Here is a 24618-nt window from a genome sequence, read left to right on the forward strand (position 1 = left end):
GGCGTGTTTCGTGCATATGGGAAGCGGGCGGCGAGATTTCAGCCCCCCGACCATCGCCTAATCCTTTCGCCCGAACAGGGAATCGGCCGCATCGCGATGCGCGGCGGCCATCAGGCGATGTTTTTCAACCCGCGCGATCTCGTCTTCCAGGAGACGGATACGGTCGGCCAGTTCGTCTATGGAATAGGGTGCCAGATCCTCTCCAGCGAGGAGGCTGGCGGCATCGCCTTTGGGGCGTGGACGGGCGTCGTCATCCATGGCGGCCATGCTCTGCCTTTGAGCGGTTGCTGTCAACACGGCTGCGCGTTAATGCACCGCTTCGTGGCCGCCGGGCTGCATAGGGAAGAAGGGGGGAAGGTTTGGCCAGCAATCTGCCGGAAGCGATGACCGCGATGGGCTTTGATGCCCCGGGCGGTCCGGAGGTTTTTCGTGCCGAGACCCAGCTCGTTCCGGTCCCTTCCGGCAAACAGGTCCTCATCAAGGTTGATCACGCCGGCGTGAACCGGCCCGATGTGATCCAGCGCCAGGGCTTCTATCCGCCTCCCCCGGGCGCATCGCACATTCCCGGGCTCGAAGTGTCGGGCACGATCGTGGCGATCGGTGACGAAGCCGCACCCGAAATGCTCAATCGCCCGGTCTGTGCCCTGGTTTCGGGCGGTGGCTATGCGGAATACTGCCTCGCCCATGCCGAACACTGCCTTGCCGTCCCGCGCGACATGGACATGGCGACAGCTGCCGCAATTCCCGAGACCCTGTTCACCGTGTGGCACAATGTCTTCGAGAGGGGTTGGGCGCGCGACGGAGAGACCTTCCTCGTTCACGGCGGCACGAGCGGGATCGGCACCATGGCGATCCAGCTTGCCAAGGAATTCGGCCTCAAGGTCGTGACCACGGCCGGAAGCGACGAAAAGTGCGAAGCCGCGCGCGGTGTCGGGGCAGACCTCGCAATCAATTACAAGACCGAGGACTTCGTCGAGAAGGTGAACGAATTCACCGCGGGCCAGGGTGCGGACGTGATCCTCGACATGGTTTCGGGAGATTACGTGCAGCGCAATCTCGATTGTCTCGCTGTGGACGGGCGCCATGTGACCATTGCCGTGCTTGGCGGGATGAAGGCGGAAATCAACATGGCCAAGCTGATGAGCAAGCGCCAGACGATGACCGGCTCGACGCTGCGCCCGCGCTCGGACGAGTTCAAGGCACTGCTCGCGGACGAAATCTACAACCACGCGTGGCCTCTGTTCGAGGATGGCACGGTCGCTCCGGTTATGGACAAAGTGTTCCCGCTGACCGAAGTCGGCGCCGCCCATGCCCGCATGGAAGCGGGCGATCACATCGGAAAAATCGTGCTCAAGGTGTCCGGCGAGGACTGACTCCGAACCGTAGCAAAGACGCGCTTGTGTAACGCACCTGCGATGCTGACGTAACAATTGCCTGCCATGCACGTCCCAGATTCAGGGGGAATGTGCATGACCAATCTCACGCCCGACCTTACCGCTTTCGCCAATGTTTCCAGCTTCCTGCCGGTCAAGCCAAAGGTGCCCGAACGCACCAGCCTCGAGGAGCGCCGCCGCTTCCGCACAATCTGGATCAGCGATATCCATCTCGGCACCAAGGGTTGCAACGCCGAACTGCTGATCGACTTCCTCGACCACACCGACAGCGACACGATGTATCTGGTTGGCGACATCATCGACGGCTGGCGGCTGAAGAAGAAATTCTACTGGCCAGCCGAACACAACGACATTGTCTGGCGCATCCTCAAGCGCGCACATCGCGGTACGCGCATCGTCTACATTCCCGGCAATCACGACGAGATGGTGCGGCCCTTCTCTGGCATGAATTTCGGCGGGGTGGAGATCGCTCGCGCGGCTTTCCACGATACCGCCGACGGCCGCCGGCTGATGGTGCTGCACGGCGACGAGTTCGATACCGTCATGCTCGCCCATCGCTGGCTCGCCTTCGTAGGCGATGCGCTTTACCACGCCATGATGAAGCTGAACGGCTGGGTCGCCTCGGTACGCAAGTTGCTGGGGCTGCCGTACTGGTCGATTTCGAAAGCGGCCAAGCACAAGGTGAAGAATGCCGTCGAGTTCATCTCGAAGTACGAATCGGTAGTCGCGCGGGCCGCGGGCGAACGCGGTGTGGACGGCGTGGTCTGCGGTCACATCCACACCGCGGAAATGCGCGCTTTCAAGCATGGCGAGGGCGAGGTCGCCTATTACAATGACGGCGACTGGGTCGAAGGCTGCACCGCGCTGGTCGAGCATTTCGACGGCACCATGGAAATCCTCCACTGGCCCGATGAAATCGCCAAGCGCGAGGCCGAGAAGGCCGCGCAGGCGGCACCGGCCATGCAGGCCGCATGAACGCGCAGCGATTGGCGCTCGAATTCGAGGGGCCTGCCATCTCCCCCCAGCGGATCGCCATCGTCACTGATGCGTGGTTGCCGCAGGTTAACGGAGTGGTCCGTACGCTTACCACGACGTGCGACCATCTGCGCAGGCTGGGCCATGATGTGGTGGTCATCTCGCCCGATGCCTTTCGCAGCGTGCCGTGCCCGACATATCCCGAAATCAGGCTCGCACTGACGAGCCCGGCGACGATCTCCGCGCGCCTGCGTGCTTTCACCCCCGATGCCATCCATATAGCGACCGAAGGTCCGCTGGGGCTGGCGGCGCGCCATCACTGCGTGAAGCATGGCATAGAATTCACCACCGCCTACCACACCCAGTTTCCCGAATATCTGGCCAAGCGCACCCGCCTGCCAAGCGACTGGTTCTGGCGCTACATCGGCTGGTTCCATCGACCGGCAAGCCGGATCCTGGTGGCAACGCCGAGCATCCGCACGGAACTGAGGGAGCATGGCCTGGACCGCCTCCATCACTGGAGCAGGGGCGTCGACCTCGACTGCTTTACCCCTGACGCGGCGCCGCCACCGGAGTTCGAGACCCTCCAGCGGCCGATCCAGCTTTATGTCGGGAGAGTTGCGGTAGAGAAGAATCTCGAAGCTTTCCTCGACTCCTCGCGTCCCGGCAGCAAGGTGGTGGTCGGCGACGGTCCGGCGCTCGAACATCTGCGCAGGGCTTATCCCGATGCCCTCTTCCTTGGCCGCAGGACCGGAAGCGAGCTTGCCGGTTGTTATGCCGGCGCGGACGTCTTTGTCTTTCCCAGCCTCACCGACACTTTCGGCCTCGTCATGATAGAGGCATTGGCTTGCGGGACGCCGGTGGCCGCCTTTCCTGTTGCAGGACCGCGCGACATCGTATCCGACGAGGTCGGGGCGCTTTCGTTTCAGCTCGAGAGGGCGATCGATGCCGCACTTTATTGCGACCGCAAGGCCTGCGCCCGTTTTGCGCGGCGGTATTCGTGGGAAGCGGCCAGCGCGCAATTCCTCGATGGCCTTGCGCCGCTCTCGCACCGGGAACCAATCGGCGCCTGAGCGGGCGGCGGGCTGATCGCGCTTGCCGAATCCGCACCTGTCGCCTACATGCGAAGGGCAACGGCCGCTCCGCGAGGGGCGGCCCTTCTATTTTCAGACTTGAGAAAAGGCATATTCATGGCCGACCAACCGACTCCGCTGATGCCGCATGCGACCGCCACCTGGCTGGTCGACAACACCGGTCTTTCGTTCGAGCAGATCGCCGAATTCTGCGGCCTCCACATCCTGGAAGTCCAGGCCATGGCCGACGATCTCGCCAGCAGCAAGTACACCGGTCGCGACCCGCTCCACTCGGGCGAGCTGACGCAGGGCGAAATCGAAAAGGGTCAGGCCGATCCGGAATACCGCCTGAAGATGCAGCGTGCGCCCGTGGCCGTAAGCCGGACCAAGGGTCCGCGCTATACGCCGGTCTCTAAGCGCCAGGACAAGCCCGACGGCATCGCCTGGCTGCTGCGTAGCCACCCGGAAGTGTCGGACGCGCAGATTTCCAAGCTTATCGGCACCACGCGCAACACGATCACCGCGATCCGCGAGCGCAGCCACTGGAACATCCAGAACATCCAGCCGAAGGATCCGGTTACTCTGGGCTTGTGTTCGCAGCGCGAACTCGACGCGGTCGTTGCCAAGGCAGCCAAGAACAAGCCTGCCCCCGCAGAGGGTGAAGAATCAGCGCCTGCGCCCAGCGGCGTCAGCGATCGCGAAAAGCTGATCGAAGAACTGCGCGCAGAACGCGACGCCAACGAGAAGGCCGCAGCCGAAGCTGCACAGGAAGCCGAAGCCGAAGAATGGCTGCGTGCCAAGCGCGCCGCCGAAGAAGAGGGCGAAGCACCGGCTGCCCCTGCCGACGAAGGCTGAAATTCAGGCCACATACGAGACGCAAAGGGCGGGCGGGGCAAACGGCTTCGCCCGCCCTTTTTGCTTGCGTTTAGTGCGAGATAGGCCATGTTATTGACATGGATGTAAGCAATTATACCTATCACCATCCGACGCCGTGGGACACGAAGTTCGAAGTGGCCAGCCTGCCCGATCTGCTGGCCAAGACGACCGCGAAGAATCCGCAGGCGCCGTTCCTCCATTTTCTGGGACGGACCTATACCTACGAAGAGATTTTCGCCGATGCGCAGCGCTTCGCTGCGGGACTGATCGAAATGGGGATCGCCAAGGGCGACAGGGTCGGACTGTTCCTGCCCAATGTCCCGATCTACGCCTCGGCATATTATGGTGCGATGATGGCGGGTGCGATCGTCGTAAACTTCTCGCCGCTCTACACGGTCGAGGAACTGAGCTGGCAAGTCGAAGATTCCGGCACCCGCGCCCTCGTGACCGTCGATGTGCCGGAACTGTACGGGACCGCAGAACAGGTTCTTGAGGAATCCAGCCTCGAAAGGCTGGTGGTCGGATCGCTGGCGGATATGCTCCCGTCGCTGAAAGGCGTTGCCTACAAGCTGTTCAAGCGCAGCCAGATCGCCAAATTGCCCAAGGGGAACTTGACTGCTTCGGTTCGGCGCTGGTCGGATGTCCAGGGCGACCTCGCCTGGGCCAACTGGCTGGATGGACGACCGCCCCAACTGCCCAATATCGATATCGAGAACGATATCGCTTTGCTCCAGTATACCGGGGGCACCACGGGGCGGCCCAAGGGCGCCATGCTCGGTCATTCTCAGCTTGCGGTGAACGCGCAGCAGGTCGCCGGCCTCAACCCTTACGGCGATCCTTCGAGCGAAGTTTTCATGGGCGCTTTGCCGTTCTTCCACGTGTTCGCAAATACCGCGCTCTTGAACCACGCCATGGTTACAGGTGCTTCGATTGCCATGGTTCCGCGCTTCGAGGCGGGGCAGGTGTTGGATACCATCGCAAGGTACAAGACGACCGGGTTTCCAGGCGTCCCCACCATGTTCCAGGCACTTCTCGACCACCCCAAGCTCTCTTCGACCGATGTCTCTTCGATCAAGGTGTGCATTTCCGGGGGCGCGCCCATGCCTGCGCCGGTGCACACCAAGTTCGAGGAGACGACCGGAGTTCGCATCGTCGAAGGCTACGGACTTACGGAAAGTTCGGGCGTGGTGTCGGCCAATCCCTATGAGGGAGTGCGCAAGAAAGGCACGATCGGCCAAGTGGTAATGGGCACCGAGGTGATTTTTCTCGACAAGGAAGCTCCCACGATGCTTGCGCCCGAAGGCGAACCCGGCGAACTGGCAGTCCATGGACCGCAGATCATGCGCGGTTACTGGAACCGTCCGGATACCGATGCCGACACCTTCGTCGAGCGCGACGGCAAACGCTATCTTCGCACGGGTGATGTCGCGACGATGGACGAAGACGGATTCCTCGAAATCGTCGATCGCATCAAGGACATGATTGCCGTGGGCGGGTTCAAGGTATTCCCGAGCCAGGTCGAAGACGTCCTGCTCGAAAACGACGCGGTGAAGGAAGCACTCGTGATCGGTATTCCGGACGATTACCTTGGCGAATGTCCGAAAGCCTATGTGACGCTGAACGGCGATGCCGAGACGGACGGAGATGCCCTCCGCGAATGGCTCAACGCCCGCATCGGCAAGCACGAGCGCGTGTGCGCGGTCGAAGTCCGCGAGGAACTGCCCAAAACGATGATCGGCAAACTCGACCGCAAAGCCCTGCGCGCCGAAGTACTCGACTAGCGGCATCCCGCCCGTTTCTGAAGAAAAGCCGTTCCCGAAAAGAAGAAGGCCGTCCTGCGTCGTGCGCAGGGCGGCCTTCATCCCCTCCAAACTTTAACTGGCTTCAGCTGGCTACCTGGAGGTCCGGCTTGCTTGCCTGCTGCTGCGGAGCGGCGGCGGTCGACTTTGCATCGCGGTGCGCGAAGCGGCCTTCGACCTGAGCGCCCTGTTCGATAGTCAGCGCATCGTAGAACACATCGCCATTGATCTTGGCGGTCTTCAGGATGACCAGTTCGCGGGCCGTGATCGATCCGTTGACCGTACCGGCCAGCCGCGCACTTTCCGCCTTGATCGCGCCGGTGACAGTGCTGGTTTCGCCCTGCACCAGGCTGGAGCAGGAAATGTCGCCCTCGACGCTGCCGTCGATATGAAGGTCGGCCGAAGCCTTGATGTCGCCCTTGATGGCGAGGTCCGAACCGAGGACCGAAAACGTGGAATTGCTCTTGCTGGCCATGGGTGCGCTGCGTCCGGAATTAATGGGCGTGGGCGAGCTCGGGTGCTCGGCGGATTTCTTCGAGAACATGGGGGGCTGTCTCCAGGAAGGTGCGCGGGTTGACCGCTCGATTGTTGATCCGGACCTCGAAGTGGAGGTGGGGACCGGTGGAGCGACCCGTGCTGCCGATCGCGCCGATGGTGTCGCCTGCGCCGACCTGCTGGCCGACCTTGGCACTGAAGCGCGACATGTGCGCATAGCGCGTCATCAGGCCGTTGCCGTGAGTGATTTCGACCGTGTTGCCGTAACCGCCCTTGCGACCGACGAAGGTGACGCGGCCCTTGGCGGCGGCATAGATCGGCGTTCCGGTCGCGCCCCTGAAGTCGAGACCATTGTGCATCGCGGCGCGGCCATTGAAGGGATCGCGGCGATATCCGAAGCCCGACGAGATAAGGTCCTTGCGAGCCGGGGCGAACTGCGGAACGCCTTCGAGAGCCTGCTCGAGAGCAGCCATGCGCTCCATCGAGAGACCGAGGCGCTCGAAACGCGGGTCGATCGAGCCGTCGGCGGCAGTCGCCAGCCCGTCGAGCGGACCACCCATCGCCTGGTTGCGGCTGGTGCGGATCACCTGGGCGGGATTGAGGTCGAGTTTCTTGAGCGCTTCTGCGGCGCGCTCGGCGCGCCAGTCGGCGTAGCGGGTCAGTCCTTCGACCACGGCAAGCTGGCGTGCCTCGATACGTGCCAGCTTGGCGGCTTCGGGGAACGCGGCGGAAACCTTTTCGACCGTAGCAGCGGCTTCACCAGTCGAATCGGATACGGCCGTGTCCACCTTGAGGTCTGCCGGAAGCAGTTCGGTCACGCCCTCGATAAACCCCATCCGACGGTCGAGATCGTCGCTCACCGCGTCGAGGTCTTCGCTATAGGCGGCGAAACGTTCTTCCTGGGTGGCGACCTTGGCTTCGCGATCGAGCAGGAGATCGCGATCTGCGGAGGCGCGATACTGCGCCCATCCGGCGACCGCCATCGACAGCGCCCACACCAGAAGGACCGATACGGCAATCGCCGCTGCGGTGATCTGTACGCGCGATGAGATGGTGATGAAGCGTACCTGGCCTTCGGAGCGCATGAAGAATTCGCGATCCGGAAACCAGCTCTTGATACGGGCAATGCGCCCGCCGCTTGCGTTGTCTATATCCAAAACGACCCGTCCCTTGGTCTTTGACCCTTGTTTGTGATCGCTAACAAAGGTTCCCGGGAAAATCGAATAATCCCTTACCCGAATCCACGAGTCGATGATTTGACGGGACGAGTCGTTTCAATGACGCGAAATTTCCGATCAAACGAGGGAACCAAAGATTAAGTCGGCGTTTACCACGTGCCGAACGATTCGGTCCGATTCTGGCGCGCTGACAAGCATTTGCGGGGCTGCTAGGCGATGGGAATGACGAACCGCGCGAATGGACGCCGAATCGGCCTGTTGGGCGGGAGCTTCAATCCCGCGCATGGCGGTCACAGGCGCATTTCCCTGTTCGCGCGAGAGGCGTTGGGGCTCGATGAAATCTGGTGGCTTGTATCGCCCGGTAATCCGCTGAAACCAAAGGAAGGAATGGCACCGCTTGCCGCGCGCCTGTCCTCGGCGATGGAGCAAGCGCGCCGCGCGCCGATTCGCGCCACCGCGATCGAGCGCGAGCTGGGGACGCGATATACGGTCGATACGCTAGGCGCGATCAAGCGGCGTTATCCCAAGCATGACTTCCTGTGGCTCATGGGATCGGACAATCTCGCCCAGTTCCACCGCTGGCGCGACTGGCGGGGGATCGCAAGAATGATGCCGATTGCGGTCATCGCGCGGCCCGGCTATGATGGTGCCGCTATCGCAAGCCCCGCGATGGCCTGGCTGAGGCACTTTCGTGTTCCTCTCGCCAGCTTTGCAAATGGGGGCGAATGGAGCTCACCGGCACTGGTGACATTACGTTTCGATCCCGACCCGCGTTCGGCCACGGCTATTCGCCGCGCCGATCCCGACTGGGCATCGCGCCACGCCGGTAAAACCCTTCGAGACCAGGTGACTCATCGTCCGATCCCGTCACGGGAGGAAACAACTGCGCCATGATGCGCGTTGTCTTTCCCATGATACCCACGGTCTCTTCGACCCCCGCATTCAGGAGTACGATGCACGCCTATGACACAGGCGCATACCAACCCGGCCAGTTCCGGAACCGACACGGCGAAAGTGGTTCGCATGGCTGAGGCCAAGGACGATCCGCTGCTTTCGCTCGTGCTCAAGCACCTCGACGACGACCAAGCCCAGGAGATCGTGACCATCGATCTCGAGGGGAAGACCTCGATTGCCGATTACATGGTAATCGCTTCGGGCCGTTCGACCCGGCAGGTTGCTTCGATGGCTCAAAAGCTTGCCGAGGCGGTCAAGAAAGAAGGCTTCGGCCCGGTGAAGCTCGAAGGCCTTCCGGCCGCAGACTGGGTCCTGATCGACGCCGGTGACGTCGTGGTGCACCTATTCCGCCCCGAAGTCCGCAGCTTCTACAATCTGGAGCGTATGTGGGCATTCGGTGACGCACCACCGGTAGCCGGCATGGCGTAACGGTCTTGCGCTCGCGCATCCGCGCGAGCGTCCTCGGTGCCATTCCTCCGCTTCGCTGCGGGCACCTTCGGGCGGGCAGTCGCCCTCTGATTGCCGTGGCCAAGAAGGGGTGCCAACCCAGAGGTATTGCCTTGCTTCTTCATGTCATCGCTCGCGGAAAGATTGCACGTTCCCCGGAGGCGGAGCTCGTGGCGCGCTACGAGAAGCGGATGACCTGGCCGGTCAAATTCACCGAGCTGCCGGAAACGGGCGGCCGCATCCCCGATCCGCAAACTCCTTACAAGACCGTACTCCTCGACGAACGGGGCAAGGATCTTTCCTCCGAAAAGCTCGCGGCGTTCCTCGAGCGCTGGCGCGATGACGGTATGCGCGAGTGTCGCTTCGTTCTCGGCGCAGCAGATGGCCATGCAGAAGAAGAGCGGCGTGACGCTGACTTGCTGCTCGCCTTTGGCAAGGCAACCTGGCCGCACCTGCTGGCGCGCGCCATGCTCGCCGAACAATTGTACCGCGCAACGACGATCATCGCGGGTCACCCCTATCATCGCAGCGGTTGATGCGGCAGTAATGGCGTCATGATCCGTGTCGCAGCCATCTCCTTTGCCCTGCTGGTCCCGCTCGCTCTCGCCTTGCCGGGCCTTGCGGCGCCCGGTGGCACCATTGGCACAGCAAGCCTCGATGCGGCCGGAGCGCGCGTTGCACTCGAGACTGCACGCCAGCAACAGCGCAACGCCCGCGCCCGTGCCGAGCGGCTGGAGCGGCAGGCCGCCCAGTCGCAGGTCAGCGCCGGGAAGGCCCAGAGCGAGGCGGCAGCCCTTGCTGCACGCGTCCAGCAATCCGAGGCCGCAATCACCGCCGCGCAGGCGGAACTGGCCCTGTTAAAGGTCCAGAGCGACGGCCTCGATCGCCAGCTCGCCCGCAAACGCCAGCCTCTGATGCGCCTGACCGCCGCGCTCCAGACGATGGCGCGGCGCCCTCTGGCGCTGGCCGCGCTGCAACCTGGCTCGCTCGAAGACGTCGTCCATACGAGGGCAGCCCTGTCCGCCGCCATGCCGGTGGTGCGCGAGCGGACAGCCAGCCTGCGCACCGAACTCGATCTCGCGCGCGATCTGGAAAAGCGGCAGCTGGAAACGCTCGGCAGCTTGCGCTCCGCCGAAGCCAGCCTCGAAACGCGCAGGCGCAATATGGCCGCGCTGGCGGAAAAGGAACGTCTCGCCGCGCAGCGCGCTGCTGGCGGGGCTTCGCGAGAGGCTGAGCGAGCCCTGTTCCTCGCCGAAGAGGCCCGCGATCTCGATGCCTTGGTCGGCGGCCTCGAAGCCAATGCCTCGGTGCGAAGCCGACTGGCCGCTCTTCCCGGACCCGTATTACGTCCCGGCAGCGCCCCTGCCGCAAGCGCGGGGCCGTCGGCCCTACCGAGGCCTAAGCCAAGCGCGACCGCGGCGCCCGATCGCTATCTCCTGCCTGTCGCAGGGCGGATCGTCACCGGTTTCGGGGATGCGAATGCGACCGGCGAGCGCAGCTCCGGCCTGGTCATGGCGTCTCGCTCGCGGGCGCAGGCAGTGGCCCCGGGTGCGGGACGCGTCGTATTTGCAGGGCCTTATCGCGGGTTCGGCGCAATCGCGATCATCGAACACGAGAACGGCTGGACCAGCCTGGTCACCGGTCTTTCGCGTGTGACGGTAGCGGTCGGTCAGGAGGTTACTGCCGGTTCACCGCTCGGGCAGGGCGGCGTGACGGAATCGCTGATTGCGCTGGAACTGCGCAGGGATGGCGAACCGGTCAATCCGCTCGACCACTTGCGCTAGGCGGTCGGTCGAAAAACCGTTCCTTTAACGTACGGTATGCGGCTCATCTTTCATTCACGCCGCGAGCGCTATACAATGCGCATTCGTTCGAAGGATATTGCCGATGAAATTCGCCGTACTGGCCCGTTCAGCTGCACTTGTGACCGCCGTTGCGCTGATCCCCGCAACGACCGCCGGGCTTGCGCGCGTCGAAGGCAGCGCAGGGCCCGAATTCGGCAAGCTGTTCGCGGTCTACCAGCGCATCAAGGCAAGTTATGTCGAGCCGGTCGAGGACGATGTCCTGATCAACGGCGCGATCGACGGTATGCTGGCCGCGCTGGACCCGCATTCCGGCTATCTCGATGGATCGGACCTCCAGCGGCTCGAAACGATGATCGACGGCAATTATTCCGGTCTCGGCCTGTCGGTGGTCGGCGAAGATGGCGCGGTTAAGGTCATCTCGCCCTTCCGCGGCAGCCCGGCCGACGAAGCCGGCGTCAAGGCGGGCGACTACATTACCCATCTCGATGGCGAATTGATCTACGGCCTCGAACTTGACGAAGCCGTCGCCCGCATGCGCGGCAAGGCCGGCACCTCGATCCGCCTCACCGTGTTTCGTCCCGGCCGCGACGAACCCTTCGACCTCGATGTGACGCGCGGCCTGATCGAACTCGAACCAGTTACCTGGAAGATCGAGAACGGCTCAATCGGCCATATCATGATCAACGAATTCTCCCGCGATGTCGGCAGCGATGTCTTCGCCGCGTGGAAGGACCTGCAGAAGCAGGCAACGGGCCGCCTGACCGGTCTCGTGCTCGACCTGCGTTCCAACCCTGGCGGATCGCTCGACGAGGCAGTGGCGTTGTCCGACCTCTTCCTGACCGACGGCCAGATCGTGTCGCAGCGCGGCCGGGCACGCGGCGAATCGATCAGTTACGAGGCCGAGACGGTCTTCCGGGGCGATATCGCCGAAGGCCTGCCGATCGTCGTCCTGATAGACGCCGGGTCTGCTTCGGCCAGCGAGATCGTGGCTGGCGCGCTGCAGGACCATCGCCGTGCGGTGGTCATGGGTGAGCGCAGCTTCGGCAAGGGCAGCGTCCAGTCGCTTCTCCCGCTGGGCCGCGATGCCGCTCTCAAACTAACGACGGCGCGCTATTACACGCCTTCGGGCCATTCGGTGCAGGAGGGCGGAATCAAGCCCGACATCACCGTGCCGCAGCTGTCCGATCCGGATCTTGCCAAGCGCAACCGCTTCCTGATGCGCGAGAGCGATCTGCGCGGCCATCTCGTCAACGAGCTTGGCCTCAAGGACGAGGACATGGAGGCGGACAAGCGCCAGGATCCGCGCTTCCAGATGACGGCAGCAGAGCTGGAGGAGCAGGGCATCGAGGATTTCCAGCTCCACTATGCACTGCAAACGCTCAGCCGCACGTCTCCGAGCTCGGTTGCCGCGCGCCGCAAGTAGGGCTAGCACCCGCCCGCTATGACCGAGACGCTCTCGATGCAGCTGGCCCAGCGGCTGGCCCTTGCGCTCCCTGCCGCCCTACTTGCAGGGGCGTATATTTCGCAATACGGCTTCGGCCTCTACCCCTGCGAAATGTGCTGGTGGCAACGCTGGCCCCATTTCGCCGCCCTCGCTTTCGCGCTGCTGTCGTTCTTTGTGCCGAACAAGAAGCTGCTCGTCGCGCTGGCGGCCGGCGGCATCCTCACATCTGGCGCCATCGGGTTCTTCCACGCAGGCGTGGAATATAGACTGTGGGAGGGAATCACCTCCTGCGCCGCTGCCCCGCTGCCCGATGACGGGCAGAGCGCGCTCGATGCCATCATGAACGCTCCGCTTGTGCGCTGCGACGAAGCGCCCTGGACGCTGTTCGGCATCAGCCTGGCGGGCTTCAACTTCCTCTTGTCCACCCTGGGCGGGCTCACCATCTTGCGCCTGTTGGCAAAGGACAAGGCAGTATGACCAAGACCCCCGACCACATCGCCCGCATGATCCGCGTCGACCAGGCCGGAGAATTCGGCGCGACGCGGATTTACGCCGGACAGCTTGCCGTCATGGGAGATCGCGGACCGCATTCGGCTGAAATCGCCGGGATGGCCGAGCAGGAAGCCGACCACCGGGCCAAGTTCGATGCGCTTATGGCGCGCCGGGGCGTTCGCCCGACGGCGTTGCAGCCGTTCTGGGATCGAGCCGGGTTCGCCTTGGGCGCAGTCACGGCGATGATCGGGCCGGAAGCGGCCATGGCTTGCACAGCTGCGGTCGAAACCGAGATCGACAAGCACTATTCCGACCAACTCGACCAGCTGGAAGAAACGGGAGAGGATCCGGAGCTTGCCGCGATGATCGAGCAGTTCCGCGAGGACGAGCGCGAGCATCGCGATGCCGCGCTGGCCGCAGGTGCAGAGCGCGCGCCCGCCTATCCCGTGCTGTCGGGACTGATCCGCCTGGGCTGCCGCGCCGCGATCCGCATTTCCGAGCGCATCTAGAGGGAACCGGGCCGCGCGTCCGTTCGCTTCATTGACAGTTCACGCGTGGACGCGCTTACTCGTCCGCGCACACAAATCACGAGGTTGACCATGTCCAAGCCGCTTCTCGCCTTTGTCGCAATCGCTGGCGCAACGCTCGGCGCTCCGGCCATCGCGCAGGTGCCGGTGGATACGGGCGACGACCGCTACAACATGGTCATCGTCTACGGCGAAGACGAATGTCCGCCGAGCGAAGGCGATGTGATCGTCGTCTGCGCGCGCAAGGCCGAGGCGGAACGCTACCGCATCCCTGAAGCGCTGCGCTATTCGAAGAGTCCGGCAAACCAGAGCTGGGCCGACCGCGTAGAAAGCTTCGAAATGGTCGGTGCCTCGGGCATCATGTCGTGCACCCCGACCGGACCGGCAAACTTCACCGGCTGTACCGAGCAATTCATCGACAAGGCCTATGAAGAAAAGCGCGAGGGCTCCGCTGTCCGTTTTTCGGAGATCATTGCGGCCCAGCGTGCGGAACGGCTTTCGACCATCGATGAAGATGCCGAATTGCAGCAGCGCGATGTCGAGATGATCGAGCGCGAATATATGGAGCGCCTGGCCCGCGAACGCGGCGAGCCGCTGCCGGGCGATGAAGAGGCGCTGCCCCAGCCGGACCCAACCGTGGTTGCAGGCGATGCCGATGCGGACCCGCAGCCCGAATAAGGTCTATGGCCCGTTAACCAATTGCGGGTACAGCGCACGCCCATGACTGCGCGACCCAAGATCCTCACCGTTTTCGGCACAAGGCCCGAAGCGATCAAGCTTTTCCCCCTTGTCCACGCCCTGCAAGAGGACGAGCGCTTTGAAAGCCGCGTCTGCGTCTCTGCGCAGCACCGCGGGATGCTCGACCAGGTGCTCGATATCGCAGGGGTTTCGCCCGACCACGATCTCGACCTTATGACGCCTGGACAGACGCTCGACGAGCTGACGGCGCGGGCTCTGACCGGGATCGGCAAGGTGCTCGACGAAGAACAGCCCGACTGGGTGGTGGTACAAGGCGATACGACGACCGTCATGGCCGGGGCGATCGCTGCCTATTACCGCAAGATCCCTGTCTGCCATGTCGAGGCGGGCCTCCGGAGCGGGAATATCCATCATCCGTGGCCCGAAGAGGTCAATCGCAGGGTCGTGGGCACTTTCGCCGCGCTCCACTGCGCGCCGACCGAAACCAGCGCGGCTGCGCTGCTGAGGGAGAACGTCGATTCCGCCAGCGTCCATGTCACGGGAAATACGGTGATCGACGCGCTCAAATGGGTGACTGCGCGCATCGAGCAGGAACCTTCGCTTGCCTCGGGCCTCGCCGATCTCGAGGCACGTTTCGCGGGCAAGCGCATCATCGGGATGACCAGCCACCGGCGCGAAAACTTCGGCGACGGGATGCAGAATATCGCCAATGCGGTTAAGCGTATTGCATCACGTGATGATATTGCGGTTATTTTCCCCGTTCATCTCAACCCGAATGTGCGGGCGGTGATGAACGAGCAGCTCGCAGGGCTCGACAATGTCGCGCTGATCGAGCCGCTGGATTATCCGCATTTCGCGCGGCTGCTCGATATCAGCCACCTCATGCTCACCGATAGCGGCGGCGTGCAGGAAGAAGCGCCCGCGCTCGGGAAACCGGTGCTGGTCATGCGGGAGACTACCGAACGCCCCGAGGGCGTGGAGGCGGGCACGGCAAAGCTCGTGGGCACTGATGCCGACACAATTGTGCGCGAAACTTTGCGCCTTCTGGACGACGAAGTCGCCTATGCGGCCATGGCAAGAGCGCACAATCCTTTCGGGGATGGCCAGTCTTCACAGCGCATCTGCGACCTTCTGGCCGAAGCCTGAGTTAGCGTTACTGGTAAATTTACCCTCGTCGGCTAGGCAGGCGGGGAATTTGGGACGGGAATCACATTAAAAATGCGCGGCGACATCAAACCCGAAGTCTGTGTCATCGGACTAGGCTATATCGGCCTGCCCACGGCAGCGATCATTGCGAGGGCTGGGTGCCCCGTCCATGGCGTGGATGTAACGCAGACTGTGGTCGACACGATCAACCGCGGCGAAATCCATATCGAGGAAGTCGATCTGGACGGTCTCGTCCAGGCGGTGGTGCAGCGCGGCCTGCTCAAGGCCTCCACAGAAGTAGCCCCGGCCGATGTATTCGTGATCGCCGTTCCCACTCCCTTCGCCAAGGACGGCAACCATACGCCGGATACGTCCTATGTCATGGCTGCTGCGAAGAACGTGGCGAAGGTCCTCAAGAAGGGCGACGTTGTGATCCTCGAATCCACCTCGCCGGTCGGCACGACGGAGGCGATGCGCGATGCAATGGCGCAAGAGCGCCCCGATCTCGCAATGCCCGGCCTTTCGGACGGACAACCCGACGTCAGCCTGGCCTATTGTCCGGAGCGAGTGTTGCCGGGCAAGATCCTCGAAGAGCTCACGCATAACGATCGCTCGATCGGCGGCATCACGCCGCGTTGTGCCCGCAAGGCGCTGGCCTTCTACAAACGCTTCGTGAAGGGCGAGTGCGTCACTACCGATGCGCGTAGCGCCGAAATGACCAAGCTGGTCGAAAACAGCTTCCGCGACGTGAATATCGCCTTTGCCAACGAGCTATCGATGATCGCGGACAAGCAGGGCCTGGACGTGTGGGAGGTGATCCGCCTCGCCAACCGGCACCCGCGCGTGAACATCCTCACCCCCGGCCCCGGTGTGGGCGGGCACTGCATCGCGGTCGACCCGTGGTTCATCGTCCACGGCGCGCCCGAAGAAGCGAGGATCATCCGCCAGGCGCGCGAGACCAACGATGCCAAAATGCACCACGTCCTCGCCCGCGCGAAGTCACTGGTAGAAGCCAATCCGGGCGCGAAAGTTGCCTGCCTTGGCCTCGCATTCAAGGCTAACATCGACGACTTTCGCGAAAGCCCTGCGCGCTACGTCGCGGCCAGCCTAGCGCGGCAATTCGGCGAGCGGGTCCAGGTAGTCGAACCCTATGCGGGCGAGCTACCGCGCGAATTCGACGGTACCGGTGCCGAGCTCGTCGACATCGACACGGCGCTTGAGGAAAGCGATGTCCTTATCACGCTGGTCGATCACGATGTCTTCAAGGTGATCCCGCCCGAAGAGCGCCAGAACAAGGCCGTCTACGACACGCGCGGTATCTGGCCCGACGTGGTCTGACCTACTTGTCGAGAGCGATGTCCGGCGCGTCTTCCTGCTTCATTCCAACGACGTGATAGCCTGCATCCACATGGTGCGTCTCGCCGGTGACACCCGATGACAGGTCGGACAGGAAATAAAGGCCCGATCCGCCCACATCCTCGATCGTCACGTTGCGACGCAAGGGCGAATTGTACTCGTTCCACTTCAGGATGTAGCGGAAGTCGCCGATGCCGCTGGCCGCCAGCGTCTTGATCGGTCCCGCGCTGATCGCGTTGACGCGGATGTTCTCCGGTCCGAGGTCGTTGGCGAGGTACTGCACGCTGGTTTCGAGCGCCGCCTTGGCCACACCCATGACGTTGTAATGCGGGATGACCTTTTCCGCGCCGTAATAGGTCAGCGTCAGTATGCTGCCGCCGTTCGGCATCATCTCGCGCGCGCGCTTCGCCACGGCGACCAGCGAATAGGCAGAGATGTTCATCGTCATCAGGAAGTTGTCGAGGCTGGTGTCGACATATTTGCCGCGAAGCTCGCTCTTGTCCGAAAACCCGATGGCATGGACGACGAAATCGATGGTGTCCCACCGCTTTTTCAGTGTGTCGAAGGCGCTATCGAGCGCGTCCATGTCGGACACGTCGCATTCGAAGGTGAAATCGCTGCCGAGTTGTTCGGCGAGCGGACCGACGCGTTTCTTCAGCGCCTCGCCCTGGTAGGAAAAGGCCAGTTCCGCACCCTCTTCGTGCAGCTTCTTGGCGATGCCCCATGCCAGTGACTTGTCGTTGGCGAGACCCATGATCAGCCCGCGTTTGCCCTGCATCAGTGAGCCCATAGCTGCATTCCTTCCTTCGATCTTCAATCCGTTTGCGCGACCGCTCCGGCTTCGCCGTTCTGGCCCAATTCCTCTTCCTCGGGCGTTTCGGCAAGCGCCGCATTCAATTCCGCGCCGATAACCACCCCGAGCCCGACAAGCCAGAAAAAGAACAGCGCTACCATGATCCCGGCAAGGCTGCCGTAGGTGAGGTTGTAGGTGAAGAAGCTGCGCAGGACGATGGGCATCAGCGACGTCACCAGGATCCACCACAGCGTCGTGAACAGCACGCCGGGCCATTTCGGATAGCGACGGTGGCGGTAATGCGAGGGGGTGAGCGAATAGAAGATCATGTAGAGCGAGCCGAACAAGCCGATCGCGGGCAGGATGCGTGAGATCCTGAGATCGGAAATGTAACTGACAAGCTGCGGGAAATAGGCCTCGATGACTTGCTGCGCCGCGCCGATCACAACCTGTGCCAGCAGCGAAAGCATAAGCAACAGCACCGCCCCGATGATCACGCCTGACGAGAATATCCGGTATTTCCAGAACGCCTTGGTCATCTTGGTCCCGTAGGCGCGGCGCAGGATATCGCGGATCGTCTCGACGAGGCTGCCCACGGTCCATAACGCGACGAGTGCGCCTGCCCACAAGAGCCAGCCGCTGCGTGCCTCGATCACGTCGCGCGCGACGGGTTCGATCACGTTTCCGACCATCGGGGGGAGTGCGACGAGGACGGCATTGATCATCGCTGCCCGCTCCGCCTCCTCGCCGAATAGCGAGAAGATCGCCGCGCCAAGGATGAAAAACGGGAATATCGACAGCATCGCCAGATAGGCGAGGTTGCCGGCATGAATGAAACCGTCGTTGAACGTGCCGACAGCAGTTCGCTTCAATACCTGGAAGAACTGGGTGCCGGGACCGACCCGCTTGGCCACGCGGCCACGCAAGGTGACCGCCTCCTGCCGCCGCGCTTCCGGAGAGAGCGACCGGACCTCGCGCTCTTCAGGCTGCGGAAGCGGATGATGTACCAAAGGCCTTATACCCCGAGTTTGCTCCGTGGGTCGCTTTCGTCCTTCCACCCATCGAGCCGCTTGGCAAGTTCGCCGAGATCGGCGGGGAGCTGGATTTCAAGCGTCACGAGCTGGTCGCCGCGGTTACCGTCCTTCTTGGAAAAACCCTTGCCCTTGAGGCGCAGGACCGAGCCGCCGCTGGTGCCGGCCTTGATGGTCATCATCACCGGGCCATCGACTGTGGGCACGCGGACCTTCGCGCCGTTCACCGCTTCGTCGAGCGTGATCGGCAGGTCGAAGCGCACATCGTCCCCGTCGCGCTTGTAGAGTTTGTGCCGGTCGATGCGGATCGTAACGAGCCCGTCGCCTGCGCCGCCGGGACCCTGTTCGCCCTTGCCCTTGAGGCGCATCTGCGTGCCGTCCTCAAGGCCCTTGGGCAGCTTGAGATCGATGGTCTTGCCGTCCGCCAACGTAATGCGCTGGTCCCTTAGCGACGCCGCATCGGTAAAGGGGACGCGCAGGGTATAGGCGATATCCGCGCCCTTGGGTGGCGGTGCGCGGCGCCCGCCGAACGGATCGCCGCGTCCGCGCGAGCTGGTCCGCCCGCCACCGAACAAGCCTTCGAAAATGTCGCCCAGGTCGACGTTCTCCTGGCTGAAGCCCTGGAAATCCTCTGCCCTGAAGCCGCGCTGGCCGCCGGGATGACCGCCGCCGCCGAACCCGCCGCCCATGCCGCCGAACGGATTGGTCGGATTGCCCTCGGCATCGATCTCGCCCCGGTCGAACCGGGCGCGCTTGTCCTTGTCCGACAACAGGTCGTAGGCGTTCGTCACTTCGCTGAAGCGTTCGGCCGCCTTGGGGTTGTCCTTGTTGCGATCGGGATGAAGCTCCTTGGCGAGCGTGCGGTATGCGCTCTTGATATCCTTTTCGGATGCAGAGCGCGGGACGCCAAGGGTGGAATAGGGATCGGCCATAGCGTGTTAGCTAGGTGCAACACGTTGTCCGCGCAAGCGGAGAGGCTTTCCTACGGACGAAGCGGGATATAGGGAACGCGTCATGCACTGCCTCAACCAACCTGCCGCCCGCGAAGTTCCGCCATTCCGCGCGCAATCGTACGGGCAGGGTTTTTTGCGCCAGGACTGTGTTCCACCCGTTCCACTCTGTAGGACTGCCCGATGAGCGATAGCGAAAGCGCGATTCCCGTCACCGATCCGTTCACCCTGTTCGAAGAATGGTTCGGAGAGGCGAAGGCGAGCGAGCCGAACGATCCCAATGCCATGGCGCTCGCCACGGCCAGCGAAAGCGGCTTGCCCTCGGTACGCATGGTGCTGCTGAAGGGGCGTGGCACGCATTGGGGCGAGGGCGGCGGCTTTGTGTTCTACACCAATGCCCAAAGCCGCAAGGGCGAGGAAATCCGCGCCAACATGCAGGCGTCACTCCTATTCCACTGGAAGAGCCTGCGCCGCCAAATCCGTATCGAAGGACCGTTGCAGGAAGTCAGCAGCGAACAGGCGGACGCCTACTTCCACTCGCGACCGCGTGTCTCGCAAATCGGCTCTGCTGCGTCCGACCAGTCACGCCCGCTGCCGGACCGGCAGGTCTATCTCGACCGTGTGGCGGCGCTTGAAGAACGCTATCCGGAAGGTGACATCCCGCGCCCGCCGCATTGGACCGGCTTCCTGCTGACGCCGACCGCGATCGAATTCTGGCAGGACCGCCAGTACCGCCTGCATGACCGCCGTCGCTTCACGCGAACAGCGGCGACCGATGGCTGGTCGAACACGTTGCTCTATCCATGAGCACCGATCGCGCCCGCCTCGCACGCTCCGCCGCTCTGGCTTCGATCAGCGTTGCCGTCATCCTCGTTTCGCTCAAGACCTGGGCGACCTGGAAAACCGGTTCGACTGCCATGCTCGGCAGTCTTGCCGATTCCGCGCTCGATCTCATCGCCAGCCTCGCCACACTTACCGGCGTGTGGATCGCCTCGCAGCCGGCAGACGAAGACCATCGCTTTGGCCATGGCAAGGCAGAGGCGCTGGCTGCGATCTTCCAGGTCATGCTCATATCCCTGTCGGCTTTCGGCATCGCGACCCGCGCAATCCTTCAGCTCGCCGAAGGTCAGCAGACACAGGCCGCGGCGGAGGGGATCGGCGTATCGGTTGTCGCCATCGTGCTCACCTTCGCGCTGTTAGGGTGGCAGCGCTACGTCATGAACCGGACGCGCAGTCTGGCGATCAAGACCGACCATTTGCATTACAAGTCGGATCTCTTGCTCAATCTCGCCGTAATCGCCGCCCTCGTCCTCGACCAGTTCGCGGGACTGAGAGGCGCTGACCCGGCGTTCGGCCTCGCAATCGCAGCATGGCTGGCCTGGGGCGCCTTCAACGCCGCGCGCGATGCGGTGGATGATCTGATGGATCGCGAATGGCCGGAAGATAAGCGCCTCGCTTTCGTCGAAGCGGCGGCCAAGCACCCAGAACTGTCGAACCTGCACGACCTGCGCACGCGTACCAGCGGGCACCGTGACTTCGTGCAGTTCCATGTGGACCTGCCCGGCACCATGACGGTCGAAGAGGCGCACGACATCATCGAGCGCGTCGAGGAGGACCTGTGCGGCCAGTTCCCCGACATGGAATTGCTGATCCACATCGATCCCGAAGGCCATGTCGACGAACCGGACAACCCGCTGGTCGAGGAAAACGAATTCGATCGTCTGGGAGGCGACAAGTGACCGTACTCCAATACTGGCATGTCGACGCTTTCGCGGACGCGCCGTTCAAAGGTAATCAGGCCGCTGTAATGCCTCTGGAAGTGTGGCTGGACGATGATGTCCTCCAGGCCATCGGAGAAGAGAACAACTTCGCCGAGACCGCGTTCGTAATTCCTGACGGCAGCGGGCAGGCGGATTACGAGTTACGCTGGTTCACGCCGACGGAGGAAGTGCGCCTGTGCGGCCACGCGACGCTGGCGAGCGGTCACGTCCTGCTTTCGGCTGGTGGCGCAGACCGCGTTACCTTCCGTACGCGCAAGGCCGGAATACTGGAGGTCAGGAAGGCGCAAGCGGGTTATGAACTAGGTCTTCCGCTGATCCCGACACAACGTGGGTCGTGGGATGAAGCGGCGGCTCTACTCGGTGCAGAACCGCAGGAAGTCTGGCTCAATCCCGAAGGCTACGGCGTCTATCTTTACGAGAGCGAAGCGGCAGTGCGTGCGATCGAGCCGGATATGCGCGGGCTCAAGGCTCTCGGGAACGACCAGTTTATCTGCACGGCGCGCGGAAGCGATACCGATGTGGTCAGCCGGGTCTTCGTTCCTGGCGGCGGCGTCGACGAGGACAGCTTCACCGGCTCGGCCCATGCCGCCCTGACGTGGTTCTGGACCGAGAAGCTCGGCCGCGACCAGTTCACTGCCTTCCAGGCCTCGCAGCGCGGTGGTCATGCGACCTGTCGACGCGAAGGCGGCCAGGCCTGGCTGTCGGGCGACTGCGTTACCGTGGTGAAAGGCGAGTTCTACCTGCCTTCAGAGGGGTAGAGTTCGATAATATCGGCCAGTTGCTGCAGCATGGCCTTGCGTTCGGCGGCATTGGAGTGGCCAAGACGCACCACCGTCAACCCCTGCTCGGGCGAGACGAAAACATACTGCCCCATATGGCCGATCATTGCGAAGGCGCTTTGCGGTGCGCGGTTGGGGAAGAGCGGGTGTTCATCCTCGCCATTGGGCCGGTTGAGCCAGGTCTGCAGTCCGTAATGCGGTGACGCGGGGCTGGATTTCACCATCTCTTCCACCCAGCTGCGCGGCACCAGTTGCTCGCCGCGATGCGAGCCCTTGCGGCGCAGCAGCTCGCCCAGCTTCGCCCAGTCGCGGGCGTCGGCATGCATCAGGCTTCCTCCGATGAGCGTCCCGGCTCGGTCGAACTCTAGGACCATGGAATCCATTCCGAGCGGATCGAACAGGCGGGCGTGGAGATAATCGCTCACTGCGCGTCGGCGCTCGTCGGGATCGCTACTCTCCGTGAGTGCACGAGCGGCAATGTCGGCAAGGATGACAGTGGTATTCGAGGAATATTCGAACCTCTCGCCCGGCTCCGCTTCCGGCGGCTGGGCCGTCGCGAAACCGGCCATGTCGTCGCGCTCTTCGAGAAATAGCATGCGCACTTCGCTGCTCTCATAGGGCGGGTCGCCGGCCTCTGTATGCTCGAGGCCCGAGCGCATCTGGAGCAGGTGACGCAGCGTGATGTCGGCGCGCGGGTCGCCGCTCCTTTGCCAGCGTGGCACCGGTGCGGGCGCGTCGAGGCGCAGCAGCCCGTCACCGACCAATTGTCCGATCAGCATCGCGGTCACGGTCTTCGCCATGGACCAGCTGACGAAACGTGTATCCGCATCGTAGTCCTCGCCATAGCGTTCCGCCGCGATCTTCCCGTCGTGCATCACGATGAGCGCGCGGGTATCGCCAAGTCCTTCCATTTCGAACAAATCGTCGATTTCACGGGCCAGCGCCTTGCGCGGCGCACCTGCGTTGTCCGTCACGGCCTCAAGCGCTTCCTCGCTTAGCGGCGGCTCTTCTGCAGGTCCGGGGTCGCCGCAGGACGCGAGGCTTGTAGTGGCAAGGACAAGGGCGATAAGGGAGCGCGACCGCAGAATCATACGCACGCACTCGCACGGGGAAACCACTCTCGCAATGGCGAAAAATCGCTCACTTCTATCCAGCCGCTGGCTATGGCTCCTGATCCTCGTTGCTCTGCTGGCTGGCGCGCTATGGCTCGCCTGGGGCGACAGCGTGAGGCGTACGGCCGAAGCTGGCACTGCCTATGGCGCACGCGTGGCGTGTTCATGCCGGTTCGTTGCGGGACGCAGCCTCTCGGACTGCGCGAAGGACAAGCTGGAAGGCATGGAATTCGTGATGCTGAGCGAAAATACGGACTCGATGACCGTGACCGCCAGCGTCCCCTTGATCGCTTCCGATACGGCGACGTACCGTGAAGGCTACGGCTGCATCCTCAAGGAATGGGACCGCTGATCAGGCCGTCAGACGCTCGGTTTCGTCGATCCAGCCGCCGCCGATGACCCGCTCGCCGGCATAAATGACGGCTGCCTGACCAGGCGCAACACCAAACTCGGGTTGCGCGAAGCGGATCCTCGTTGTCGCCCCTTCTCCGAAAGGTCCTTCGATCGTCACCGGAACCGGCTTGGCCATGCTGCGCACCTTCGCCGTCAGACCTGCATCCGGCACCGGGCCGATGCGATTGGTCTCGATGACGGTCGCGCTCGACACGGCCAGCATTCGCTTCGGCCCGACGAGGACGCGAGCCGCTCCGGCATCGATACCCACTACGTAGAGCGGCTCCGGCTGGCCGCCGATATCGAGGCCGCGCCGCTGGCCGACGGTGTAATGAATGACGCCCTGATGCTTGCCGAGCACTTCGCCTGTTGCAGCGTGCACGATCTCTCCGGCAGCCGCGCCTTCTGGCCGCATCTTCTTGACGATCTTGGCATAGTCGCCATCCGGCACGAAGCAGATGTCCTGGCTGTCGGGCTTGGCGGCATTGCGCAGGCCCGCCGCTTCGGCCAGTTCGCGCACTTCCGCCTTCGGCAAGCCGCCGAGCGGGAAACGCAGGTAGTCCAGCTGGTCCTGTGTGGTCGCATACAGGAAGTACGACTGGTCACGGGCCGGATCCACCGCGCGGTGCAACTCGCTGCCTGCCGGCCCCATGACCCGCCGGACATAGTGCCCGGTGGCGAGGCAGTCAGCGCCAAGTTCGCGCGCCATGGCGAACAGGTCGGTGAACTTGGGCCCCATGTTGCAGCGGATACAGGGCACAGGCGTGCGCCCGGCCAGATATTCGTCCGCAAACGCCTCGACCACATCTTCGCGAAAGGCGCTTTCGTGGTCGTAGACATAATGGGCAATGCCCAGCCGGTCGGCGACGGCACGTGCGTCGGCGATATCGTCGCCCGCGCAGCAGGCGCCCTTGCGGCCTGTGGCTGCGCCATAGTCATACAGCTGGAGCGTGATACCAATGACTTCGGCCCCGCTCTTTGCGGCGAGTGCGGCTACAACGGACGAGTCCACGCCACCCGACATCGCCACGACGATGCGGCATTCGCTTGCCGGACGAGGCAGGTCGAAAAGGTCGGCCGCAGCGGCCGGTTCGAGGAGGCGGGATTCGGGCATGGCGC

At 63.2% G+C, this 24618-nt stretch carries 27 protein-coding genes; 19 read left to right on the forward strand and 8 right to left on the reverse strand.

Annotated elements, in window-relative coordinates:
- Window positions 1-57: 57 nt before the first annotated feature.
- Window positions 58-258 carry a DUF1192 domain-containing protein gene (locus CVE41_RS07705; protein WP_100260126.1) on the reverse strand — a complete coding sequence of 67 codons (201 nt, stop codon included), beginning with the start codon at window positions 256-258 and terminating at the stop codon, window positions 58-60.
- Between the two features lie 125 nt (window positions 259-383).
- On the opposite strand from CVE41_RS07705, the gene CVE41_RS07710 reads away from it, so the two are divergent.
- The 5 genes from CVE41_RS07710 to CVE41_RS07730 all read left to right on the forward strand — a co-directional run bounded on the left by CVE41_RS07710 (window position 384) and on the right by CVE41_RS07730 (window position 6099).
- The gene (locus CVE41_RS07710; RefSeq protein WP_198507772.1) at window positions 384-1373 is read left to right on the forward strand and encodes an NAD(P)H-quinone oxidoreductase; all 990 of its coding nucleotides are present in this window, start codon (window positions 384-386) and stop codon (window positions 1371-1373) included.
- Window positions 1374-1463: 90 nt separating this feature from the next.
- Window positions 1464-2369, forward strand: coding sequence for a UDP-2,3-diacylglucosamine diphosphatase (locus CVE41_RS07715; RefSeq protein ID WP_408633943.1), 906 nt, complete (start codon window positions 1464-1466; stop codon window positions 2367-2369).
- Window positions 2366-3442 carry a glycosyltransferase family 4 protein gene (locus tag CVE41_RS07720; RefSeq protein WP_100260128.1) on the forward strand — a complete coding sequence of 359 codons (1077 nt, stop codon included), beginning with the start codon at window positions 2366-2368 and terminating at the stop codon, window positions 3440-3442. Before CVE41_RS07715 ends, CVE41_RS07720 begins: the two co-directional genes overlap by 4 nt.
- Before the next feature lie 117 nt (window positions 3443-3559).
- Complete coding sequence (locus CVE41_RS07725) at window positions 3560-4297, forward strand: DUF1013 domain-containing protein (protein ID WP_100260129.1); 738 nt, start codon at window positions 3560-3562, stop codon at window positions 4295-4297.
- Window positions 4298-4395: 98 nt separating this feature from the next.
- Entirely contained in the window at window positions 4396-6099 is a 1704-nt protein-coding gene (locus tag CVE41_RS07730; RefSeq protein WP_100260130.1) for a long-chain-fatty-acid--CoA ligase, read from the forward strand.
- A 103-nt stretch (window positions 6100-6202) separates the two neighbouring features.
- On the opposite strand, the gene CVE41_RS07735 is transcribed toward CVE41_RS07730, so the two are convergent.
- Complete coding sequence (locus CVE41_RS07735) at window positions 6203-6592, reverse strand: bactofilin family protein (RefSeq protein WP_100260131.1); 390 nt, start codon at window positions 6590-6592, stop codon at window positions 6203-6205.
- A gap of 19 nt (window positions 6593-6611) precedes the next feature.
- Window positions 6612-7697, reverse strand: a complete 1086-nt coding sequence (locus CVE41_RS07740; protein ID WP_100261432.1) for a M23 family metallopeptidase — start codon at window positions 7695-7697, stop codon at window positions 6612-6614.
- 309 nt (window positions 7698-8006) lie between these two features.
- Between CVE41_RS07740 and CVE41_RS07745 the strand changes: the two genes are divergently transcribed.
- The 10 genes from CVE41_RS07745 (at window position 8007) to wecC (ending at window position 16642) form a co-directional block, all read left to right on the forward strand.
- Window positions 8007-8684: a nicotinate-nucleotide adenylyltransferase gene (locus tag CVE41_RS07745; RefSeq protein ID WP_408633944.1), complete on the forward strand. Its 678-nt coding sequence runs from the start codon at window positions 8007-8009 to the stop codon at window positions 8682-8684.
- A 69-nt stretch (window positions 8685-8753) separates the two neighbouring features.
- Window positions 8754-9173, forward strand: coding sequence for a ribosome silencing factor (gene rsfS / locus CVE41_RS07750; protein WP_100260132.1), 420 nt, complete (start codon window positions 8754-8756; stop codon window positions 9171-9173).
- 131 nt (window positions 9174-9304) lie between these two features.
- Entirely contained in the window at window positions 9305-9727 is a 423-nt protein-coding gene (locus CVE41_RS07755) for a 23S rRNA (pseudouridine(1915)-N(3))-methyltransferase RlmH (RefSeq protein WP_100260133.1), read from the forward strand.
- An 18-nt stretch (window positions 9728-9745) separates the two neighbouring features.
- Window positions 9746-10975, forward strand: coding sequence for a murein hydrolase activator EnvC family protein (locus CVE41_RS07760; RefSeq protein ID WP_100260134.1), 1230 nt, complete (start codon window positions 9746-9748; stop codon window positions 10973-10975).
- 103 nt (window positions 10976-11078) lie between these two features.
- Window positions 11079-12419 (forward strand): S41 family peptidase, encoded by a 1341-nt coding sequence (locus CVE41_RS07765; RefSeq protein ID WP_100260135.1) that lies wholly within the window; start codon window positions 11079-11081, stop codon window positions 12417-12419.
- Between the two features lie 18 nt (window positions 12420-12437).
- The gene (locus tag CVE41_RS07770; protein WP_100260136.1) at window positions 12438-12917 is read left to right on the forward strand and encodes a disulfide bond formation protein B; all 480 of its coding nucleotides are present in this window, start codon (window positions 12438-12440) and stop codon (window positions 12915-12917) included.
- Window positions 12914-13441 (forward strand): demethoxyubiquinone hydroxylase family protein, encoded by a 528-nt coding sequence (locus tag CVE41_RS07775; protein WP_090477139.1) that lies wholly within the window; start codon window positions 12914-12916, stop codon window positions 13439-13441. The genes CVE41_RS07770 and CVE41_RS07775 overlap by 4 nt, the downstream gene beginning before the upstream one ends.
- Before the next feature lie 90 nt (window positions 13442-13531).
- Window positions 13532-14137: a hypothetical protein gene (locus CVE41_RS07780; protein WP_100260137.1), complete on the forward strand. Its 606-nt coding sequence runs from the start codon at window positions 13532-13534 to the stop codon at window positions 14135-14137.
- A gap of 42 nt (window positions 14138-14179) precedes the next feature.
- Window positions 14180-15304 (forward strand): non-hydrolyzing UDP-N-acetylglucosamine 2-epimerase, encoded by a 1125-nt coding sequence (gene wecB / locus CVE41_RS07785; RefSeq protein ID WP_100260138.1) that lies wholly within the window; start codon window positions 14180-14182, stop codon window positions 15302-15304.
- Between the two features lie 72 nt (window positions 15305-15376).
- Window positions 15377-16642, forward strand: a complete 1266-nt coding sequence (wecC, locus tag CVE41_RS07790; RefSeq protein ID WP_100260139.1) for a UDP-N-acetyl-D-mannosamine dehydrogenase — start codon at window positions 15377-15379, stop codon at window positions 16640-16642.
- A 1-nt stretch (window position 16643) separates the two neighbouring features.
- On the opposite strand, the gene fabI is transcribed toward wecC, so the two are convergent.
- From fabI to CVE41_RS07805, 3 genes are read right to left on the reverse strand one after another with little or no spacing between them, the layout of a single operon-like run.
- Complete coding sequence (gene fabI, locus CVE41_RS07795; protein ID WP_100261434.1) at window positions 16644-17450, reverse strand: enoyl-ACP reductase FabI; 807 nt, start codon at window positions 17448-17450, stop codon at window positions 16644-16646.
- Window positions 17451-17473: 23 nt separating this feature from the next.
- Complete coding sequence (locus CVE41_RS07800) at window positions 17474-18463, reverse strand: YihY/virulence factor BrkB family protein (protein ID WP_100260140.1); 990 nt, start codon at window positions 18461-18463, stop codon at window positions 17474-17476.
- A 5-nt stretch (window positions 18464-18468) separates the two neighbouring features.
- On the reverse strand, window positions 18469-19416 hold the full coding sequence (locus tag CVE41_RS07805; RefSeq protein WP_100260141.1) for a DnaJ C-terminal domain-containing protein: 948 nt from the start codon (window positions 19414-19416) through the stop codon (window positions 18469-18471).
- A 201-nt stretch (window positions 19417-19617) separates the two neighbouring features.
- On the opposite strand from CVE41_RS07805, the gene pdxH reads away from it, so the two are divergent.
- Genes pdxH through CVE41_RS07820 form a run of 3 tightly spaced genes read left to right on the forward strand, consistent with a single transcriptional unit; the run spans window position 19618 to window position 21973 of the window.
- A complete protein-coding gene (pdxH, locus tag CVE41_RS07810) occupies window positions 19618-20241 on the forward strand; it encodes a pyridoxamine 5'-phosphate oxidase (RefSeq protein WP_100260142.1) in 624 nt (207 codons plus the stop codon).
- Window positions 20238-21173, forward strand: coding sequence for a cation diffusion facilitator family transporter (locus tag CVE41_RS07815; protein ID WP_100260143.1), 936 nt, complete (start codon window positions 20238-20240; stop codon window positions 21171-21173). Before pdxH ends, CVE41_RS07815 begins: the two co-directional genes overlap by 4 nt.
- Window positions 21170-21973 (forward strand): PhzF family phenazine biosynthesis protein, encoded by an 804-nt coding sequence (locus CVE41_RS07820; protein WP_100260144.1) that lies wholly within the window; start codon window positions 21170-21172, stop codon window positions 21971-21973. The genes CVE41_RS07815 and CVE41_RS07820 overlap by 4 nt, the downstream gene beginning before the upstream one ends.
- On the opposite strand, the gene CVE41_RS07825 is transcribed toward CVE41_RS07820, so the two are convergent.
- Window positions 21952-23085 (reverse strand): serine hydrolase domain-containing protein, encoded by a 1134-nt coding sequence (locus CVE41_RS07825; protein WP_100260145.1) that lies wholly within the window; start codon window positions 23083-23085, stop codon window positions 21952-21954. The genes CVE41_RS07820 and CVE41_RS07825 overlap by 22 nt on opposite strands.
- Before the next feature lie 34 nt (window positions 23086-23119).
- On the opposite strand from CVE41_RS07825, the gene CVE41_RS07830 reads away from it, so the two are divergent.
- Window positions 23120-23458 (forward strand): hypothetical protein, encoded by a 339-nt coding sequence (locus tag CVE41_RS07830; protein ID WP_100260146.1) that lies wholly within the window; start codon window positions 23120-23122, stop codon window positions 23456-23458.
- Here the strand turns inward: CVE41_RS07830 and mnmA are convergent, their stop codons facing one another.
- Window positions 23459-24613, reverse strand: a complete 1155-nt coding sequence (gene mnmA, locus CVE41_RS07835; protein ID WP_100261435.1) for a tRNA 2-thiouridine(34) synthase MnmA — start codon at window positions 24611-24613, stop codon at window positions 23459-23461.
- Window positions 24614-24618: the final 5 nt, after the last annotated feature.

Source organism: Qipengyuania seohaensis (assembly GCF_002795865.1).
Lineage (GTDB): Bacteria > Pseudomonadota > Alphaproteobacteria > Sphingomonadales > Sphingomonadaceae > Qipengyuania > Qipengyuania seohaensis.